Annotated in this window: 15 protein-coding genes; 9 read left to right on the top strand and 6 right to left on the bottom strand. The window is 69.9% G+C overall.

What is annotated here, in order from left to right:
* Nucleotides 1–197 precede the first annotated feature (197 nt).
* Together FRCN3DRAFT_RS54090 and FRCN3DRAFT_RS0216265 are read right to left on the bottom strand one after the other, a co-directional pair.
* Nucleotides 198–365: a hypothetical protein gene (locus FRCN3DRAFT_RS54090; protein ID WP_232794060.1), complete on the bottom strand. Its 168-nt coding sequence runs from the start codon at nt 363–365 to the stop codon at nt 198–200.
* Between the two features lie 425 nt (nt 366–790).
* Nucleotides 791–1,240 (bottom strand): MarR family winged helix-turn-helix transcriptional regulator, encoded by a 450-nt coding sequence (locus FRCN3DRAFT_RS0216265; RefSeq protein ID WP_007515949.1) that lies wholly within the window; start codon nt 1,238–1,240, stop codon nt 791–793.
* Between the two features lie 177 nt (nt 1,241–1,417).
* On the opposite strand from FRCN3DRAFT_RS0216265, the gene FRCN3DRAFT_RS0216260 reads away from it, so the two are divergent.
* Nucleotides 1,418–2,125, top strand: a complete 708-nt coding sequence (locus tag FRCN3DRAFT_RS0216260) for a hypothetical protein (RefSeq protein WP_007515948.1) — start codon at nt 1,418–1,420, stop codon at nt 2,123–2,125.
* Nucleotides 2,126–2,894: 769 nt separating this feature from the next.
* Nucleotides 2,895–4,970, top strand: coding sequence for an MMPL family transporter (locus FRCN3DRAFT_RS0216250; protein ID WP_232794059.1), 2,076 nt, complete (start codon nt 2,895–2,897; stop codon nt 4,968–4,970).
* A gap of 77 nt (nt 4,971–5,047) precedes the next feature.
* Here FRCN3DRAFT_RS0216250 and helR read toward each other — a convergent pair whose 3' ends face one another.
* Both helR and dapA read right to left on the bottom strand, forming a co-directional pair.
* Nucleotides 5,048–7,240 (bottom strand): RNA polymerase recycling motor ATPase HelR, encoded by a 2,193-nt coding sequence (gene helR, locus FRCN3DRAFT_RS0216245; RefSeq protein WP_007515946.1) that lies wholly within the window; start codon nt 7,238–7,240, stop codon nt 5,048–5,050.
* A 256-nt stretch (nt 7,241–7,496) separates the two neighbouring features.
* The gene (gene dapA, locus FRCN3DRAFT_RS0216240; RefSeq protein WP_007515945.1) at nt 7,497–8,420 is read right to left on the bottom strand and encodes a 4-hydroxy-tetrahydrodipicolinate synthase; all 924 of its coding nucleotides are present in this window, start codon (nt 8,418–8,420) and stop codon (nt 7,497–7,499) included.
* A gap of 73 nt (nt 8,421–8,493) precedes the next feature.
* On the opposite strand from dapA, the gene FRCN3DRAFT_RS0216235 reads away from it, so the two are divergent.
* Nucleotides 8,494–9,420, top strand: a complete 927-nt coding sequence (locus tag FRCN3DRAFT_RS0216235) for a LysR family transcriptional regulator (protein ID WP_007515944.1) — start codon at nt 8,494–8,496, stop codon at nt 9,418–9,420.
* Here FRCN3DRAFT_RS0216235 and FRCN3DRAFT_RS0216230 read toward each other — a convergent pair.
* Nucleotides 9,411–9,992, bottom strand: a complete 582-nt coding sequence (locus tag FRCN3DRAFT_RS0216230; protein WP_007515943.1) for a sigma-70 family RNA polymerase sigma factor — start codon at nt 9,990–9,992, stop codon at nt 9,411–9,413. The genes FRCN3DRAFT_RS0216235 and FRCN3DRAFT_RS0216230 overlap by 10 nt on opposite strands.
* 644 nt (nt 9,993–10,636) lie before the next feature.
* Here FRCN3DRAFT_RS0216230 and FRCN3DRAFT_RS0216225 point away from each other — a divergent pair.
* The 6 genes from FRCN3DRAFT_RS0216225 to FRCN3DRAFT_RS0216200 all read left to right on the top strand — a co-directional run bounded on the left by FRCN3DRAFT_RS0216225 (nt 10,637) and on the right by FRCN3DRAFT_RS0216200 (nt 16,425).
* Nucleotides 10,637–11,416 (top strand): amino acid ABC transporter ATP-binding protein, encoded by a 780-nt coding sequence (locus FRCN3DRAFT_RS0216225; protein ID WP_007515942.1) that lies wholly within the window; start codon nt 10,637–10,639, stop codon nt 11,414–11,416.
* A gap of 140 nt (nt 11,417–11,556) precedes the next feature.
* Nucleotides 11,557–12,495, top strand: a complete 939-nt coding sequence (locus tag FRCN3DRAFT_RS0216220; protein ID WP_007515941.1) for a glutamate ABC transporter substrate-binding protein — start codon at nt 11,557–11,559, stop codon at nt 12,493–12,495.
* Nucleotides 12,496–12,553: 58 nt separating this feature from the next.
* Entirely contained in the window at nt 12,554–13,198 is a 645-nt protein-coding gene (locus tag FRCN3DRAFT_RS0216215; RefSeq protein ID WP_007515940.1) for an amino acid ABC transporter permease, read from the top strand.
* A gap of 102 nt (nt 13,199–13,300) precedes the next feature.
* The gene (locus FRCN3DRAFT_RS0216210) at nt 13,301–14,176 is read left to right on the top strand and encodes an amino acid ABC transporter permease (protein ID WP_007515939.1); all 876 of its coding nucleotides are present in this window, start codon (nt 13,301–13,303) and stop codon (nt 14,174–14,176) included.
* Between the two features lie 255 nt (nt 14,177–14,431).
* Nucleotides 14,432–15,235 (top strand): response regulator transcription factor, encoded by an 804-nt coding sequence (locus tag FRCN3DRAFT_RS0216205; RefSeq protein ID WP_007515938.1) that lies wholly within the window; start codon nt 14,432–14,434, stop codon nt 15,233–15,235.
* Between the two features lie 167 nt (nt 15,236–15,402).
* Nucleotides 15,403–16,425, top strand: a complete 1,023-nt coding sequence (locus FRCN3DRAFT_RS0216200) for a TAXI family TRAP transporter solute-binding subunit (RefSeq protein WP_007515937.1) — start codon at nt 15,403–15,405, stop codon at nt 16,423–16,425.
* A 49-nt stretch (nt 16,426–16,474) separates the two neighbouring features.
* Here FRCN3DRAFT_RS0216200 and FRCN3DRAFT_RS0216195 read toward each other — a convergent pair whose 3' ends face one another.
* A complete protein-coding gene (locus tag FRCN3DRAFT_RS0216195; RefSeq protein WP_007515936.1) occupies nt 16,475–17,995 on the bottom strand; it encodes a sensor histidine kinase in 1,521 nt (506 codons plus the stop codon).
* Nucleotides 17,996–18,240 lie beyond the last annotated feature (245 nt).

Below are 18,240 nucleotides of genomic sequence, written 5' to 3'. Positions count from 1 at the left end.
CATTTCCGTCTCGAGCCGGAAGAAACGGGGTCGGTCGTCTGTACACGGCACCGACGGCGGCCGTGTGGGAAATCGCGGCAGGGCTGAGGGGCGCGAGTCACATCGCGCCGACACGGGCGGCGCTGGCGACCAGGACGTCCGTGGTGCGGTGAAGGAGTCGGCGATCGCGAGCAGTTGCTCCTGCGAGTAGGTCGTGGTCACCGCCCCATGTCGACGCCGAGCGGGCCGAAGACACGCGCGCGGACCTCGTCCAGCTTCGGGTTCGACGGCAGCGACACGACTGTCCGCCGCCGGTCGTCAGGGTCGGTCTGTTTCGCGCCGCTGGTGCTGGTCGAGCCGGATCGCTGGCCCACTCCCACCCGCAACGTGGGATATCCACGCCCCAGGCATCCCATATCAAAAACCCTGCTAACGCAGCCGAAGGCGCCCCACGCGCGACAGGGCCGGATACCTCATTCCCGTTGGAACGACAACCACAACGTGCGTCGCACCTCCCCTGTCGGACATTGCTACCACGTACCACTTGCGTAGGTGATGGCGCTCCAGTCCTCACCATCCCACCAGCGCGCAAGGCACTTACCTCCATCCCCGTGCATGTGAGCCGCACCCGAGCATGCCCAGGCGATCCACATTGCGAAGAGCTGAACTATGAGCCAAGTCGGGGTACTGTTACAGGAAGTAAGTTGAACGAAATGAAAGATGTGTACCGGGATCCGAACTGGTCGGAGTTCGGAGTTCGGATCTGGTATCGGTCGTCGCGCGGAAGGCGCCGCGCTTCGGTCCCTTGTGGCTACCCGAGCCGTGACACGAGATCGACGAACTGGCGCTGCTGCGCCGCGGTCAGGGGAGCGAGCACCTCCTCCTGGATCCCGTCAAGAACCGCGTCGAGCCGGAGGAGAGCTTCGGCACCCTGAGGGGTGAGCGTGACGATCTTTCGACGCTTGTGGTCGGGGTCAGACCTCCTCTCGACGAGATTCCGTGACTCGAGCTCGGTGAGAGCGGCCGTGACATCGCTTCGGTCGATGCCCGTGTCCCGGCCTAGATCGGCCTGGCTCGCAGGCCCCCATTGCTCAAGTGCCGCAAGCAGTCTGTAGTGATATCCGCGCAGCCCGTCACCATGGGCGTCGAAGCCGGCCGCCAGCAGTGCCGAGGAACGCGAGAAGGCGCGACTGATGAGCCAGGTTGGGCGCCCCGCGACCCGATCTGGCGCGCGACCGGCCGCGTCGTGATGCGCGAGCATGGCCTCAGGTTATCAGTTGTTGGCGAGGCCAACACTATGTATGTTGGATGAGCCAACATTGGTAACGCCAACATAGGAGGGCACAGGTCGACCGCGCCCGCTCCCCGCGCGCTCGGCCGCGGAAGCCGACCAGCCACAGCTCGCGTCTGGTCCACGACCCACCATGGAGATCCCACGATGAAGGCTGTGCCCACCCACGGAACCGCTCGCGTCCTCATCGTCGGGCGCAGTCCCGGCGTCCTCATGGCTGCCGCCGACATGCTGCGCGCCAAGGGCTATCTCGCGGACGCGACCAACCAGTTCGGCCAGGTACTCGACCACTACGACGTCAGCGATCTCGACGTCCTCGTCTTCGGCGGCATGGTGCCCGCCGACACCAAGCAGTACCTCCGCGACGAAATCTCCAGGCGCAATCCCGGGGTCACCTTCGTCCAGGGACTCGCCGGCATCGCCGGAGTCATCGCCGCCCAGGTCGAGGTCGTCACCCATGAGGACTCCTCGGGCGTGGCCGAGATCACATACGACGTCGCAGAACGAACCTGCCGCGTTTCGCTCTCCGAAGCCGTGCATATGACCGTCGAGGCGCTGTGGGCCACGTCGTTCACACCACCTGAGCCCACCAGCACCTCGATGCGGGTGTTCGATGGCGACCTGGCCGCCGGATCCCACGACATCACCATCCCCGACGCCGTTCCGCCCGAAGCTTCCTTCGTGACAGTCACCGTCGGTTCCCGGGTGCACGTCTTCACCGTCGGGCCCATGCCGAATTCCGTGACGAGGCTGGTGCCGACCTCGGCCACCGACCGGCGACTTCCCGACGTCGCGGCCGTCACCATTCACAGTGACGAGCAGGAGGGCAGACGCGGGGATGCCCAAACCTCGTGAGCGGCGACGCGCGCCCGCTGGGACCGCAGACCAGTCGGCGATGTGGATCTCGTCGGTGTCGGGCCAGTTGGCGACCGCGAGGGCGTCAGGGTGGCAGTGGTAGCTGGCGACGCCGATCCCATGCCGACCTGGCGCCGCTTCCCGCCCTCGTCCCCACTCGCCTTCGAAGATCACCAGGTACGTACGTGGATCCGAACTCCGGGCAGCGGCCAGTTCGGATCCGGATACAGAACTGGTGATCAAGCCCGTGGGGTACGGGTGTCTGGGCTGGTTGGCGGAGGTGCGGGGCCGAGCGGTCGCCGGCCCGTGGGCGTCGCCTTCTGGTGGCTGGCGGTCTTCGAGGTAGAGGTGTGAGTTCACTGGGCGGTGGAACATCAGTCGGACCTCGCCGCCGCCCGGCAGGTCGCCAGCGTGGCGCCGTAGGCGACCGGGGCTTCGCGGCCGAGATCGGTCGGTCGCGGCGCGGCTTCGGCGGCGCGCGGCCCCACTCACCGTTCGTCCCGCATCACCGGTTTGTCGTCACCGATGACGAACCTGCCAGCGGACATCGTTCCCGCCTGAGTCGATGAGTCGTAGCCGGGTTGTCGGTCTTCCTTGCTAGGGTTCACCCGTTTGACGTGATCTTTCAAGGCAGGGGAGTTTCGTGCGTCGGATCGCAGAGTTCGTGCTTCACCATCGCAGACTTGTATTGGTCGGCTGGCTTCTAGTCGTGGTCGCGGGCATCGCGCTTACCGGACGGACCAACAGCCGCCTGGTTATCGACTTTTCGTTGCCGGGGCAACCAGGCACCGAGACGGCAAACCAGATTGACACCGAGTTCACATCGGGCGGCAAGACCTCGCCCTATGTGGTCACCGTCACAATGCCGGCGGGTAAGGCCATCACCGGCCAGGAGGAGGCCGTCGGACGGGCGTTCGCCGCCGTGCAGCAGCAGGTGCCGCAAACCCGGGTGATCGACGAGGCGAACACCGGTGACAAGGCGTTCCGCACCAAGGATGACCACACGGCGTACGCCCTGGTCTTCTACCGGTTCGCCCACGACCCGACGGCGAAGTTGCCGACGAACGCCATCAGGGAGACGCTGACGAAGACGGCCCCCGCGGGTGCGACGATCGGCGTCACCGGCGAGGACGCGCTCGCCGTCGGCGACTCGGACGGCGGTGGCGTCGGCGTGTTCGCCGAGGTGCTCCTCGGCGCCGTCGGCGCGCTCGCGGTGCTCGCCTTCGTCTTCGCGTCGTTCCTGGCGTTCCTGCCGCTGGTCGTCGCGGCGGCCTCGATCCTGACCACGTTCGTCTTGCTGCTGCCGTTGACCTACCTCACCGACGTCTCGTTCATCGTCGAGTTCCTGGTGGCTCTCATCGGTCTCGGTGTCGCGATCGACTACTCGCTCATCCTGGTCACCCGCTGGCGGGAAGAGCGGGACCGCGGACGCGAGAACCACGACGCGGTGGTCATCGCCATGCAGACGGCCGGGCACGCGGTGATGTTCAGCGGCATCACGGTGGCCATCGGCCTGCTGGCGCTCGTGGTGCTCCCCGTGCCGTTCATGCGCAGCATCGGCCTGGGCGGCGCGCTGATTCCGCTGGCCAGCGTGTTCACCACCCTGACGCTGACGCCGGCCATCCTCGGCGGGATCGGCCCCAAGGTCGACTGGCCCAAGATCCGGCACGAGAACCGAGCCGGCAAGGCCTGGACCAGGTGGGCCCAGGCCGTGGTGCGCCGCCGGTTCGTCGCGGCGGGTGTGGCCCTGCTCGCCCTCGGCCTGCTCGTGGCCTCCTTCTTCGGCATCAAGATCGGCCTTGCCTCGTCCGACTCCCTGGCCAAGAACGGCCCGGCGTACACGGCGCTGGCGACGCTGCGGGACGGCGGCGTGCAGAACGGCGTGCTGACGCCGATGGAGGTGCTCGTCGACACGCCACAGGCGCAGGCCGTCGCCGCGGCGGCGCGGGACGTGCCCGGCGTCGACCGGGCCGTGGTGGCGACCGGCCCCGGGCAGACCGCCGGCGGGCACAGCATCGTGGTGGTGATCCCGAAGTCGGAAACCGTCAACTCGTCGTCCGTCGGACCGGTGCGCGACGTCAAGTCGGCGGTGAACGACCTGCCCGGCGTCGTCGGCGTCGCCGGGATCGGCGCGGACCAGATCGACTTCCTGAAGGCCGTCTACGGCAACTTCCCGCTGATGATCACGATCATCGCGGTGCTGACGTTCATCCTCCTCGCCCGCGCGTTCCGGTCGATCATTCTGCCGATCAAGGCCGTGCTCCTCAACCTGATCACGCTCGCCGCGACCCTCGGCTTCATGGTGCTGTTCTGGCAGCACGGCTACGGGTCCGACGCGATCTTCGGGGTACACGCGACCGGAGCGGTCACCTTCTGGATCCCGCTGATGGTCTTCGCGTTCCTGTTCGGGCTGTCGATGGACTACGAGGTGTTCATCCTGTCCCGCGTCCGGGAGGAGTACGACCGGACGGGGGACACGAACGGCGCCGTCGTCGAGGGCATCGGGCGCACCGGCCGCCTGGTGACCAGTGCCGCGCTGATCCTGTTCCTGGCGTTCCTCGCGCTCGCCACCGGTCCGGGCACCGACCTGAAGGTGTTCGCGACGGCGCTCGGCTTCGGCATCCTGCTCGACGCGACCATCGTCCGGTCGGTGCTGGTGCCCGCGCTCGTGTCGTTGTTCGGCAAGTGGAACTGGTGGTTGCCCGACTGGGCGGCCCGGGTGCTTCGCGTACCTCCGTCGCATCCGATCGAGCCGGCCGTCGCTGGCGCTGCCGCCGGCACCGGCGACGCGGTGGCGGTGCCCGAGCCGCGCGGTTCGGCCAGCCCGTCCGAGGTTCCCGACTAGCCAGACGGCGCCCGAGTAGATCCTTCACCCCGCGCGGTCCGCGCCGGCTCATCGGCCGGCGTGGACCGCGCGGCTTCTCAGGCCGCTATCCCGGTCTCGACGAGTCCGGTCAGGGCGCGGGGCAACGGGCCCTGGTGCAGGACGCCGAGGCGTTGGGTGGCACGGGTGAGGGCGACGTAGAGGTCGGCCGCGCCGCGTGGGCCGTCGGCGAGGATCCGTTCCGGTTCCACGACCAGGACGGCGTCGAACTCCAGGCCCTTCGTCTGCGACGCCGTCACCGCGCCCGGCACCCCCGCCGGCCCGATCACGACGCTGGTGCCCTCGCGGCCGGCCTCATCCCGCAGGAACTCCTCGATCGCGCCGTGCTGCTCGTCCTCGGTGACCGACCTGGACCAGGGCAGCACGCCGCAGGCGCGGACCGACTCCGGCGGCCGGACTCCTGGCGCGAACTCGGCGAGCAGCGCGGCGGCGACGTCCATGATCTCCGCCGGGGTGCGGTAGTTCACCGACAGCGACCGGTAGACCCAGCGGCCGGGCACATACGGCTCCAGCATCGTGGCCCACGAAATCGCTCCGGCCTCCGAGCGGCGTTGGGCGAGATCGCCCACCACCGTGAAGGACCGGCTCGGGCAGCGGCGCATCAGCACCCGCCAGTCCATCTCGGACAGCTCCTGGGCCTCGTCGACCACGACGTGCCGGTAGGTCCAGTCCCGGTCGGCTGCGGCGCGCTCGGCGAGCTCACGGGTGTCGTGCTCCACGAAGCGGTCCGCCAGGTCCTCGGCGTAGACCATGTCCTGCGCGAGCAGATGGTCCTCGTCGTCCATCAGGTCAGCACGGTCGATCTTGATCATGTCCAGCACGCTGGCGGCGTACTCGGCCTCGTCCTTGCGCTCCCGCTCGGCGGCCAGCGCGGCGACCCGCTCGGCCGACGCGTCGCCGCCCAGCAGGTCGACCAGCTCGTCGAGCAGCGGCACGTCCGACACCGTCCAGGCGGCGCCGTCGGCACGCAGCAGTGCCTCGTCGGCGCCCGCCGCTCGCAGCCGCTGCGGGGACGTGTACAGCGATGCCAGCAGCTCTTTCGGCATCAGCATCGGCCAGAGCTCGTCGAGCGCGGCGGTGAACCTGTCGTCGGCCGTAAGCTCCTTGAGCAGGTCCGCCCGCACGCGCTCCCACGCTGGGCGGTCCTCCCGGGTAAGCCAGCCCCGACCGATCCGGGCTGTCGCCCGTTCGGTGAGCACCCAGGTGACGATCTCGCTGAACACCGCGCGGGCCTCGTTGTGCGGCAGCCCGCTCGCGCGCGCCTCCTCCCTCCCCCACTGGGCGGTCTCGGCGTCGATCCGCACCGTGACGTCCGCCAGCTCGATCGCCACCGGCTGCTCCGGCAGCCGCTGCCGATCGGCGACCGCCGCGGCGAGCACGTCCAGGATCTTCCGGGATCCCTTCAGCCGCGCGACCTGCGGAGTGTCCTCGGCGGTGACGTGCAGGCCGGGCACGAGGTCGCCGGTGCTCATGAACACCACGGCGGACTCGCCGAGCGACGGCAGCACCCGGCCGATGTGGTTCAGGAACGCCGAGTTCGGCCCGACGACGAGCACGCCGTGACGTTCCATCCGCTCCCGCTGGGTGTAGAGCAGGTACGCGACGCGGTGCAGCGCCACCACGGTCTTCCCCGTGCCCGGGCCACCCTCGATCACCACCACGCCCGCGTTGTCGAGCCGGATGATCTCGTCCTGCTCGGCCTGGATCGTCGCCACGATGTCGCGCATCCCGTCACCGCGCGGCGCGTTGACCGCCGCGAGCAGGGCCGCGTCCCCGCGCTCGCCACCGCTGGGACGGCCGAGCACCTCGTCGGTGAAGTCGGCCACCTGACGCCCGCGGGTGTGGAACTGCCGGCGTCGGCGCATGTTCTCCGGGCTCGCCGCCGTGGCGATGTAGAACGCGCGCGACGCCGGCGCCCGCCAGTCGAGCAGCACCGGCTCGTACTCGTTCTCCTCGTCGAAGAGGCCAATCCGGCCGATGTACGAATGTTCGCCCGAAAGGGCGTCCAGCCGGCCGAAGCACAACCCGTTGTCCGCCACGTCCAGCCGCCGCACCTCCCTGGCCAGCGCGCGCACCTCGACGTCACGCTCCATCGGCGTTCCACCGGTCCCGCGCAACGTCGCCTTGAACTCGCCCTTCATCCGCGCGCGCTTGGCGTCGAGCCGCGCGTACAGCCCGGCGACGTAGTCCCGCTCGGACCGGAGTTCCTCTTCGTATTCCTGAGTCGACACATACCCCTCGCAGCGGCTAACTGATGTCGGACCGGGCCCGGCGGCCAGCGCGAACGTCGCCCGGTCCTGGCCTCGGCCAGCGATTCTGCGGCACCACCTGGGTCTTGCCGCAAGCCCCCAGGTGCGCTATACGTTGATAGTGGCGGGGAGAGTGTCCGCTCCTCCCCCACCATCGATGACAGTGCCAACTCGAGATCACACTGCCAACTCAAGATCACAGTGCCAACTCGAGCGACGCCAGGTCGCCCGTGCATTCTCACAAGGGTAGGGCCTGGCCAGGGACCGCGACGGTCGCCAGAGCACTCCGTAGCCGCTGAAGGTCCGACGGCGGCGGCTCGAGCAGCGGCAGGCGCACCGTCGGGTGCGGGATGATCCCGAGCTCGGCCAGGGCGGCCTTGGCCATGATGGCCCCCTGGGACGTGCGCATGACGGCTTCCACCAGGGGGATCAGTGAACCCTGGACCGTCCTCGCCGCGTCGAGGTCGCCGGCGTGGACCGTCCGGATGAGCTCGGCGTTGCGGTCGGCGGCGACGTTCCCCACGACGCTGACCAGGCCGGTGGCACCGCACGCCAGGTAAGGCAGGTTGAGCTCGTCGATGCCGCAGTAGTAGGCCAGCGGCGCGCGGGCCATGACGGACATCGCCTCGAACAGGTCGCCCTTGGCGTCCTTGACCGCCCGGATCCGGGGATGGCTCGCGAGTTCGATCAGCGTGGACGCCTCCATGGCGACCCCCGTGCGTGCGGGGACGTCGTAGAGCATCACGGGTAGCTCGGTGGCGTCGGCCACCGCGAGGCAATGGGCGACCACCCCGGCCTGGGTGGGTCTGGAGTAGTAGGGGCAGACGACCAACAACGCATCCGCTCCGGCGGCCTCGGCTTCGCGTGCCCGACGAATGCTGGCGGCCGTGTCATAGGTGCCGACACCGGCGACCACCCGGGCCTGGTTCTTCGCCTGGGCCGCGACGGCACGAACGAGCCGGGCTGCCTCGGGATCGGTCACAGTCGGCGACTCGCCGGTAGTCCCGCCGACGACGATGCCGTCGCACCCGGTGGCCAGCAGGTGGTCGACGAGGTTGGCGAGCCCGGCCTCGCTGATCGTGCCGTCAGGCCGCATCGGGGTCACCATGGCGACGAGGTTGGCGCCGAAGAGCGGGCCGGCGGCGTGCCGCGAGTCGGTCATGGGGTGACCGTGCCTCGACTCGAGGCAAGTGGTCCAGCGATGCTTTCTTGCCAGTATTACGTAGCCTGGCTTCATGATTGACGTCGGGGCGCTGCGGGCGCTGCGGTCGGTGGCCGCGCTCGGCACCCTGGCGCGGGCGGCCGACGAGCTCGGATTCACCGCCTCGGCGGTGTCGCAGCAGATCAAGAGGCTGGAGCGCGAGGTCGGCGTGCCCGTCCTCGCGCCGGCGGGACGCGGGGTCGTGCTCACCCCGGCGGGGAAGGCCATCGTCGACTCGGCGCCTGAGGTGTTCCAGGCGCTGGAGCGCTGCGCCGAGACGGCCCGGGCAGTCTCGGCGGGCGCGCCGCGCGGCGTCCTGCGCGTGGTCGCCTTCTCGACGGCCATCCGTGGGCTGCTCGCGCCCACCGTGCCGCGGCTGGCGACGCGCTGCCCGGACCTGCGCGTGCACATCACCGAGCAGGATCCCGACCAGGCCCTGCACAGCGTCGGTGCCGGAACGGCCGACCTCGCCCTCGTTCATGACGCCGACGGGCTGCGCGCCCCGTTGCCATCGGGCCTGGCCCAGCGCCATCTGCGCACGGACGTCGGCGACGTCGTCGTGAATCGGGCGCATCCGCTCGTGCGCCTCGACCCGCCGCTCACCAGAGCCGACCTCACCGGCCTCGCGTGGGTGACCAGCCCGCCGGGCACGGTGTGCCACCAGTGGTTCCGCCGGCTGTTCGCGGACGCGCCCGAGGTACCCGACGTGCGCCATCTGGTCGACGATTTCGCCTCCCAGCTGTCGCTGATCGCCTCCAGCGACGTCGTCGCCCTGATACCTCGCCTCGCTCGCCCGCCCCTGGGCGATCGGCTCGTCGCCCGACCACTGCGGCGACGACCGAAGCGCGAGATTCACGCGGCGTGGCGGCGCAGCGCTCAGGCCAGCCCGGCGATCCGGGCGGTGCTCGCGGAACTGGGCTCGGCCAACAGCTGCGAGGACACCCGCGACGATCAGGAATGACCGCGAGGGTGGGCGTCGGTGACGCCGTGGGCGGTCAGGGCCGCCCGCAGTTCGCGGACGGCGACGTGATGACGCGACTTGACGGTTCCCGCCGGGATTCCGAGCTCGGCGGCCACCTCGGCGTGGGAACGGTCGAGCCAGTACAGATGCACCAGGGTGGCACGGTGCGGCCCGGACAGAGCCTCGAACGCGGTGGCGAGGACGCCGCGCAGCAGCACCGCCTCCAGCTGGTCCTGGCCGGCCGGGTCGGGCAGGACGGGCAGGTCTCCGCCCAGCTCGAGCGGGCGGGCGGCGCGCCGGCGCAACCAGTCGACGGCCACGTTGTGGGCGACCCGGAACAGCCAGCGCCGTAGGTCCTCCTCCTCGGTGAGGCCGGTGAGCAGGTCGGCGTGCCGCCAGGCGCGCAGGAACGTCTCCTGGACGATGTCCTCGGTGCGCCCCGGGTCGCCCGGCAGCAGCCGGGAAACGTAGCGCTCCAGTGCCGGGCCGCAGTCACGCACCAGGTGGTCGCCGAAGTGCCGCCGCCGGGCCGCCTCGGCCCGCTCTGGAGCGGGCACGGCCGCGCTCGTCATGGGCAGTCCCTCCGCCTGGCTTCCGGTGTCAACGGTGGCCGAGCTGACGCCACGTCAGGCTACGGTCACTCCGGCGGAGGTGGACCGATTTGGGCGGGATTTGAAGGTCTTCCACCAAATGTTTACCTGCCGGCGGTGCGGCGGGCAGGACCCGCCGTACCGCGGCGCGCCGCGGCGGGCGAGCTCCGCGGGCGAGCTCCGCGGGCAGGCCGTCGAACGGCTCCACCGCAGGCACGTCCGGCACGCCGTCCACCCCGCCATCGGTCGTCGGCCGGCCACCGTCGACGAGGTTTCAGGTCGGCGTCCGTGCCGAGGAGACAAAAGCCTGTCGCGAACCGGACAGCGCCCAGCGGCGGGGTGATTGGCAGCCCAGGACGCGGGCGCCTGGATGGGTGAAGAAGAAGTAAAGAGCAGTAAAGAGGGAGTAAAGGAGGAGTAAAGAAAAGAGATCTGTCGCCAACCGGACAGTATTCGGCGGCGGGGGTCATTTATGTTTGGCAAAGCCTGAAGATCTCGAAGAGAAACCTCCGGTTAGTGGGCTCGTCAACCAGCCGGCAAGAAACCTCGACCATGGCTGCGCCATGTCGGGGAGTTCTATTTTTGTATGCCCTCCACCGTCGTTCGGAAAGGAGCTCCAAACAGCCATGACCCCGGCAGCGCAGGGGCCCAATCTCCCCGCCTCGACCGGCGATCCACTGATCGTGCTGGACAAGGTGTGCAAGTCCTTCGGCTCCCATCAGGTTCTCCACGACATCGATCTGACGGTCGACCGCGGCGAGGTCGTCGTGATCATCGGTCCGTCTGGGGCCGGGAAGTCGACGCTGTGCCGCTGCATCAACCGGCTGGAAGTGATCAGCTCCGGCAGTGTCACCATCGACGGGGTCCCGCTGCCCGTGGAGGGTCGGGCGCTGGCCCGGCTGCGGGCGCAGGTGGGCATGGTCTTCCAGTCCTTCAACCTGTTCAGCCATCGCAGCGTGCTCGACAACGTCACCCTGGCACCGGTCAAGGTGCGGGGAATTCCGCGCAAGCAGGCCGAGGCGACCGCACGTGAGCTCCTCGACCGGGTGGGGATCGGGGAGAAGGCCGACCAGCTACCGGCCGAGCTGAGCGGCGGTCAACAGCAGCGGGCCGCGATCGCCAGGGCACTGGCGATGGAACCCAAGATCATGCTCTTCGACGAGCCCACCTCCGCCCTCGACCCCGAAATGATCAACGAAGTGCTCGACGTGATGCGCGAACTCGCCGCATCCGGAATGACGATGGTCGTCGTCACTCACGAGATGGGATTCGCCCGCACCGTCGCCAACCGCGTGGTCTTCATGGACGACGGCCGAATCGTCGAGACCGCGCCGCCCGCCGAGTTCTTCGCGAACCCGAAATCCGAACGCGCCCGCGACTTCCTCGGCAAGGTCCTCAGCCACTGATTCTCAGCCGCTGACCGCCCGCGCTGTCTCCCTCGGGGCGCCGCGCGCGTACCACCGGTCCCACGGCCAGCCGAAAGGCTCATCGACGTTTCCCGCACCCGCCGCGATCCCGCGCGGGGAAACAGCAGGAAGGGAAAACCATGTCCAGACGATCCCGCCTCTCGGCGCGCCTGTCCGCCATCGCGGTCGGCCTCGCCGCCACGCTGGCGCTGACGCTCGCCGCCTGCGGCGATGACGACGGCAGCGGTCCAGGAGCGTCCCCCGCCGGCGGGGCCACGCCGGCCAGCGGTTACAAGCTGACCCAGGCCACGGACTTCCCGGCGAGCCCGTCGCTGGACGAGATCCGCAAGCGCGGAGAGATCATTGTCGGCACCAAGTTCGACCAGCCGCTGTTCGGGCTGCAGAACCCGACGAACGACAAGATCGAGGGATTCGACACCGAGATCGCCCGGCTGCTGTCAATCCGGATCTTCGGTACTCCGGACAAGGTGAAGTTCCTGGAGACCGTCTCCAAGAACCGCGAACCGTTCATCCAGCAGGGCAAGGTCGACGTCGTCATCGCCACCTACACGATCAACGACGCGCGCAAGAAGCTCGTCGACTTCGCCGGCCCCTACTACACCGCCGGCCAGGACATCATGGTCAAGTCCAGCGACACCGCGATCAAGGGCGTCACCGACCTGAACGGCAAGAAGGTCTGCACCGTCGAAGGCTCCACCTCGGAGAAGAACCTGCGAGCCAAGGCCCCCACCGCCGACGTCGTCCTCGTCGACACCTACAGCTCCTGCGCCGAGCAGCTCACCGACGGCCGGGTCGACGCGGTCACCACCGACAACGTCGTCCTCCTCGGCCTGATCTCACAACACAAGGACACCCTCAAGCTCGTCGGCAAGACGTTCACCACGGAGCCGTACGGAATCGGGCTGACAAAGGGCGACGACGCGTTCCGCACCTTCGTCAACGACACCCTCGCCGCGACCTACCAGAACGGTGACTGGGCGAAGGCCTTCCAGTCGACCGTCGGCAAGGTCGCGACCTCCGTCCCCACCACGCCCACCATCGACCGCTACACCGCCTGACAGCACATAGGCCCGGCCCGCTGACCGCCGCACCACCAGCCTTCGTTCGGAGCCAACCGTGAACGTCGTCCTCGACAACCTCGACGTGTTCGGGTCGGGGCTGTGGACCACCCTCAAACTCACCGCGCTGTCGTTCCTGCTCGCGCTGGGCATCGGAGTGGTCGTCGCGACGGCGCGAGTCTGCCCGGCCGCCCCCCTACGGGCGGCCGGGCTGGCCTACGTCGAAACGGTCCGCAACACACCCCCACTCGTCCTGATCCTCCTGTTCGTCTACGGACTACCAAAGACCGGCATCCGCTACTCACTGTTCATCTCGGCCGTCCTGGTACTGGGCGCGTACACCGGCGCCTTCGTCGCCGAGGCACTCCGGTCCGGCATCAGCGCGGTGCCCATCGGCCAGGCCGAGGCAGCCCGCTCACTCGGCATGACCTTCACCAAGACGCTGCGGTACGTCGTCCTCCCGCAGGCTTTCCGCACGGTAATCCCACCGCTGGGCGCGCTGCTGTCCGCACTGGTCCGCAACACCTCACTGGCCGCCCCGATCGGAGTACTGGAACTCACCGCCCGGGCCGGCCAGCTCAACACCTCCGACCCCAATCCCATCTGGATCTACCTCGCGGCCGCCGCCGCCTACATGGTCGTGACCTTGCCACTCGGCGCGGTCACCCGCCTCGTCGAACGCCGCGTGGCGGTGGCCCGGTGACCGCCGCCAGCGGGTGGCCACCCCGGCACGAGTGGTCACGGCGCGCGTCCCGCGCGGCGAAGGCATCCCTCAGCACGGCCCATCCAGGGAAAGGACGCCGCCGTGAGTGCCACTGTTCTGTATGACGAGCCGGGGCCGCGGGCACGGAGGTGGATCGCGGTCGGCTCCGTCGTCGGCGCCGCGCTCGTCGCCCTGCTGGTCGTCGTCGCGTTCGTCCGGCTGGCCGGGCACCACCAGCTCGACCGCGCCCGCTGGACCTTCGTCACCGACCCCGCCATCCTGCGATTCCTCGCGTACGGCCTGCTCAACACCCTGAAGGTGGCCGCCGTCGCGGGCGCGCTCGCGCTGACGATCGGCTGCCTGCTGGCAATCTGCCGGCTGGCCCCGGCGATGCCGCTGCGGGCCGCCGCGTCGACGTACACGCACTTCTGGCTGGCGATCCCGGTCCTGCTACTGATCTACTTCATCGGGCTCGGGCTGCCGACGATGGGCGTGGACCTGCCGGTCTTCTGGTTCCTCGTCCTGGGCCTGACCCTGTACAACAGCGCCGTCTTCGCGGAGATCTTCCGGACCGGCATCGTCTCGCTGCACAGCGGCCAACGGGAGGCGGCGGCGGCGCTCGGCCTCGGCTTCTGGCAGACGATGCGGCTCGTCCTGCTCCCCCAGGCGGTCCGGCGGATGGTGCCGTCCCTGGTCAGCCAGTTCGTGGTGCTGCTCAAGGACAGCTCGCTCGGCTTCGTCCTGCCCTACCCGGAGCTGCTGAGCCGCGGAAAGATCACCGGGCAGTTCGCCCAGTCCCCCCTGCAGGCCTACGTCGTCGTCGCCGTCGTCTACATCGCGGTCAACGCCAGCCTGTCCTACCTGGCGCGACGACTCGAGGCCAGGCAACGCCGACCGGCGGCGCAGGTGGCCGCTGAGACGCCGATCGAGCTGAACCCGCTGGTCGTCGGCGCAAACCTCAGCACGCCGGCGGCTTGAGCCAGGCACGAAACTCGCTCCCCCGGGTCCCTGCCCCGACCGGGCCAGACACGAACGGCGGGACCCTCGCGGCCGGCTCGCCGCCGTCCACACCCGCTGGCGCGGAACAGCGGAATACCCCGACGCCGCGTGGGAGTCGCCGCCGGCCTCGTCTTTATCTCCTAGTGCTACCTTCTGGCCAAGCAGGTGAATTCTCATGAATCGCGCGACGCGGGTACGGGGAAGCTCAGGTGGCGCCGACTGGCGGAGGCAGCGATGCTGTTGCTGGTAGTAGAGGACGACGATCGCGTCGCCAGTGCGTTGGCCGGCAGTCTCCGCCGGCACGGGTTCGACGTGGTCCGCGCCCGAACAGGCACCCTCGCGCTGGACCTGCTGAACAGCACCCGGCCGGATCTCGTGCTGCTGGACCTGGGTCTTCCGGATCGGGACGGCTTCGACATCTGCACTCGCATCCGTTTGATATCCGCGGTGCCGGTCATCATGGTGACCGCCCGCGCGGAGCAGGCCGACCGGCTGCGCGGCCTGTACACCGGAGCCGACGACTACATCGTCAAGCCTTTCGACGTCCTCGAGCTCATCGCGCGCATTCATGTTGTGACCCGACGTTCCCGTCGGCACGGCGACGAAGCCACCGGCTCTCCGGCCGAGCCGGCCCGCGGCGGGCCGGACCCCGGCCGGACGCGTGCCTGGCCGCCACCATCACCGGTGCTGGCCGGCCCTGGCCAGCACCGGCCTGGTGCTCTCGGCGCCGACGGCGACCAGGTGCTGTCCGTCGGGAAGATCTCCATCGACCTGCGGGCGCGGGAGGTCACCGTCGCCGGGCGGGAGACCACCCTCACCCGCAAGGAGTTCAACCTGCTGGCCCAGCTCGCGGGCGCGCCGGGCGTGGTTTTCCGGCGCGAGCAGATCGTCGCCGAGGTGTGGGGGTACAGCCCAGAAGGGGCCTCCCACACCCTGGAGGTGCATATAGCGTCACTGCGCGCGAAGCTCGGGGTACCCGGAGCCATCGAGACCGTCCGCGGTATCGGATACCGACTGAGCGCAAAGGCCGTCGGCTAAGCCTCTAAGCCTCGCAACCCGGCGCGCTAAACCCCCGATCGCTCTGCCGAGAATCGGCGCCCACAGATAGGAAATCCTGCCGACCGGCCATCGGCCCGCCCACGGACCATGCCTTCGGATAACCGCGCCGTCCGACGTGTCCAGACGTCGGTGTGGGAGGATCAGGCATGCGAGTCGCCCTGGCCTTGTCACGCCGGCCTGGCGTGCCCAGGTGGCGTCGTCTGCTCGTGCTGGCCGTCGTTCCCGCCGTTGTTCTGGTAACGGCCGGGCTACTCGCCTGGATTCGGTTCGACGGCGGCGGCCAGCCATATCGACGGGGTCCTGTCACGGTCTTCACCGGCGGCACCGGCGGCATCTACTACCGCTACGGCACGGCACTTTCCGCGTCGATCAACGGCTCGCTGCCGGGCGTACGGGCGACGACCATGGTCACCGGCGCCGCGGTGGACAACCTGCGGCGGGTCGTGGCCGACCCGAACACCTTCGGCTTCTCAACGATGGACGCGGCGACGGCCGCGGTGCGCGGGCAGGACCCGTTCGCCTCCGCACTGCCCGTCCGGGCCGTCGCCCGGATCTACGACGAGTACATCCACCTCGTCGTGCCACGGGACTCTCCGGTCAGGACCCTCGCCGATCTGCGCGGCCGGCGGGTCTCCACCGGCGCCCGCGACTCGGGCACCGAGCTGGTCGCCACCCGGTTGCTCGCCGTCGACCCCGCGATCGACGCGAAGGACGTGACCCAGGTCAACCTCGGCGTCGACCAGTCGGCGAAGGCGCTGGCGGACGGCACCATCGACGCGTTCTTCTGGCAGGGCGGGCTGCCCACCGTGACGGTCGCGGACCTGGCGCGGCGGTTCCCGGTCCGGTTCGTCCAGCTCGACGGGCTGGTCGACGCGCTCAACGAGGTCCCGAAGTGGGGTGCCGAGTACCGGCGCGGCGTCATCCCCGACGGCGCCTACGCCGGCGTCGGCGCGACCCCCACCGTCGCGATGGCCGACCTGCTCGTGACCAGCGCCGACACCGACCCGGGGCTGGTCCGCCAGGTGACCCGGGTGCTCTTCAACGCGCGGGAGACGATCGCCCGGGTGGTGCCGGTCGCGTACGCGCTGGACCCCCGCAGCGCCGTCGCGACCGGGCCGGTGCCGCTCCACGACGGGGCGGCGAAGTACTACCGAGCGGCCAAGGTCTGATACGCCAGGGATGCCGGGCTGGCAGGGCTCCGGGCCGCCAACCGGGGCTCTAGATCCCCGCGCCCGCGGGCGCGGTGGCCGGAGGCAGTCGCAGTGTCACCACCAGGCCGGCCGGCTCGCCCAGCGCGTAGCGGATGTCACCGCCGGAGGCGGTCAGCAGGGCGGTGGCGATGCTAAGGCCGAGGCCGGAGCCGCCGATGTTCACGTTGCGCCGGCTGCGCCAGAAACGGCGCCCGATGTTCGCCAGCTCGTCGACGGTGACCCCCGGCCCCTGGTCGCTCACCCGGATGAACACGCCGCCTGCCGGCTCGTCCGCACGGCGGCCCCCGGCGCGGGCGGCATCGCGGACCACAAGGCGGGGGGCGTCGCGGGCGGCCCGGCCGCTGTCGTCCCGCGCCGCGTCCGGGCCGGGGGCGTCGCCGGAACCGTCCGGATCCAGGCTGACGGTGACGGTGACGATCGAGTCCAGTGGGGAGAACTTCAGCGCGTTGTCGAGCACCGCGTCCAGCGCGCCCCCGAGGGTGTCGGCGTCCGCCAGCGCGGACGCGCTGGCGAGCCCCGTCACGTCGACGCCGACACCGCGCGCGTCGGCCATCGGCCGCCACGCCGCGACCCGCTCGTCGACGACGGCACGAACGTCGATCTTCTCCGGGCGCGGCACGTGGTGCTCGGCCCTGGCCAGCGCGAGCATCTCGTCCAGGACCCTGACCAGCCGGCGCGCCTCCACGCGCGTCTCCCCCACCTCCTCCTGCCACTGGTCCGGCAGGTCCATCGACAGGTTCTCGATCCGCAACAGCAACGCCGACAGCGGGTTGCGCAACTGGTGGGAGGCGTCGGCGACGAAGGCACGCTGCGCCTCGACGGCGTCCTCCACGTGGCCGGCCATCTCGTTGAACGACAGGGTCAGCCGGCGCAGCTCCGGCGGGCCAAAACTGCCCAGCACCCGGGCCGAGAGCCGCCCCGTCGCGATCTCGTGAGTGACCAGGCCCAGGTCGTGCACCGGGCGCAGCACCCATCGCGTCAGCCGCACAGCCGCCATCACCCAGAAGCAGGTGACGACGACGGCGGCGCCCAGCAGCCACAGCCACCGGCCCAGGATCCGATCGGACAACCGGTCCGTCGGCGAGATGGTCACCGCGGCACCGACGACGTCCTTGCCGGAGACGACCGGTTCGGCCACCACCAGCGGGCGGCCCTGCCAGGGCCAGATCTGGCCGGGGTCGCTGGACTGGCGGCCCCCCAGCGCGCCCTGCAGCGCCGAGCGCAGCTCGTCCGCGCGCGGGTCGACCCCCGGGCGCGACGCGGCCCGGATGTGCTCGTTCAGGTCGACGACCACCGCGGAGATCCCGTACAGCTGCTCGTAGCGGCCCAGCTCCTCCCGCAGCTCCAGCTCGCCGTCAGCCGAGGTCACCTGACCGGCGATACCGGCGAACCGCGAGGTGTCCGCGAGCCGGTCGACGAACATCTGCTGCTGCTGGCTCTGCGCGACGCTGCGCCCGAGCGGCACGCCCAGCGCCGCGAGCGTCGCCGTCATGAACGCGAGCAGGATCGTGAGCAGCCTCGTACGCATGCTGGTGCCCTGACCTTCTGTCGGTGCCCCGTGCCCAGCTCCTCGAGTCGGCGAGGCCGGTGAGCAGGTCGGCGTGCCGCCAGGCGCGCAGGAACGTCTCCGGGACGATGTCCTCGGTCCGGCCCGAGTCGCCCAGCAGCAGCCGGGACACATGGCGCTCCGCCGAGCTGACGCCAGGTCAGGCTATGGTCACGCCAACGGGCATGGACCGATTTGAGACGGATTTGAAGGTCTACCGCCGGATG

It is taken from the genome of Pseudofrankia saprophytica (genome assembly GCF_000235425.2).
GTDB classification, from domain to species: Bacteria; Actinomycetota; Actinomycetes; order Frankiales; family Frankiaceae; genus Pseudofrankia; species Pseudofrankia saprophytica.
Note: the sequence above shows the minus strand (reverse complement) of the source record. Positions and strands in the feature narration are given on the sequence as shown.

What these genes read in the sequence shown, in the direction of transcription:
- FRCN3DRAFT_RS0216200 (WP_007515937.1), top strand. Translation starts at nt 15,403, where the DNA reads ATGCGAGTCGCCCTGGCCTTGTCACGCCGGCCTGGCGTGCCCAGGTGG.
- FRCN3DRAFT_RS0216195 (WP_007515936.1), bottom strand. Translation starts at nt 17,995, where the DNA reads ATGCGTACGAGGCTGCTCACGATCCTGCTCGCGTTCATGACGGCGACG.
- FRCN3DRAFT_RS0216220 (WP_007515941.1), top strand. Translation starts at nt 11,557, where the DNA reads ATGTCCAGACGATCCCGCCTCTCGGCGCGCCTGTCCGCCATCGCGGTC.
- FRCN3DRAFT_RS0216205 (WP_007515938.1), top strand. Translation starts at nt 14,432, where the DNA reads ATGCTGTTGCTGGTAGTAGAGGACGACGATCGCGTCGCCAGTGCGTTG.
- FRCN3DRAFT_RS0216260 (WP_007515948.1), top strand. Translation starts at nt 1,418, where the DNA reads ATGAAGGCTGTGCCCACCCACGGAACCGCTCGCGTCCTCATCGTCGGG.
- FRCN3DRAFT_RS0216225 (WP_007515942.1), top strand. Translation starts at nt 10,637, where the DNA reads ATGACCCCGGCAGCGCAGGGGCCCAATCTCCCCGCCTCGACCGGCGAT.
- FRCN3DRAFT_RS0216265 (WP_007515949.1), bottom strand. Translation starts at nt 1,240, where the DNA reads ATGCTCGCGCATCACGACGCGGCCGGTCGCGCGCCAGATCGGGTCGCG.
- dapA (WP_007515945.1), bottom strand. Translation starts at nt 8,420, where the DNA reads ATGACCGACTCGCGGCACGCCGCCGGCCCGCTCTTCGGCGCCAACCTC.
- FRCN3DRAFT_RS0216230 (WP_007515943.1), bottom strand. Translation starts at nt 9,992, where the DNA reads ATGACGAGCGCGGCCGTGCCCGCTCCAGAGCGGGCCGAGGCGGCCCGG.
- FRCN3DRAFT_RS0216235 (WP_007515944.1), top strand. Translation starts at nt 8,494, where the DNA reads ATGATTGACGTCGGGGCGCTGCGGGCGCTGCGGTCGGTGGCCGCGCTC.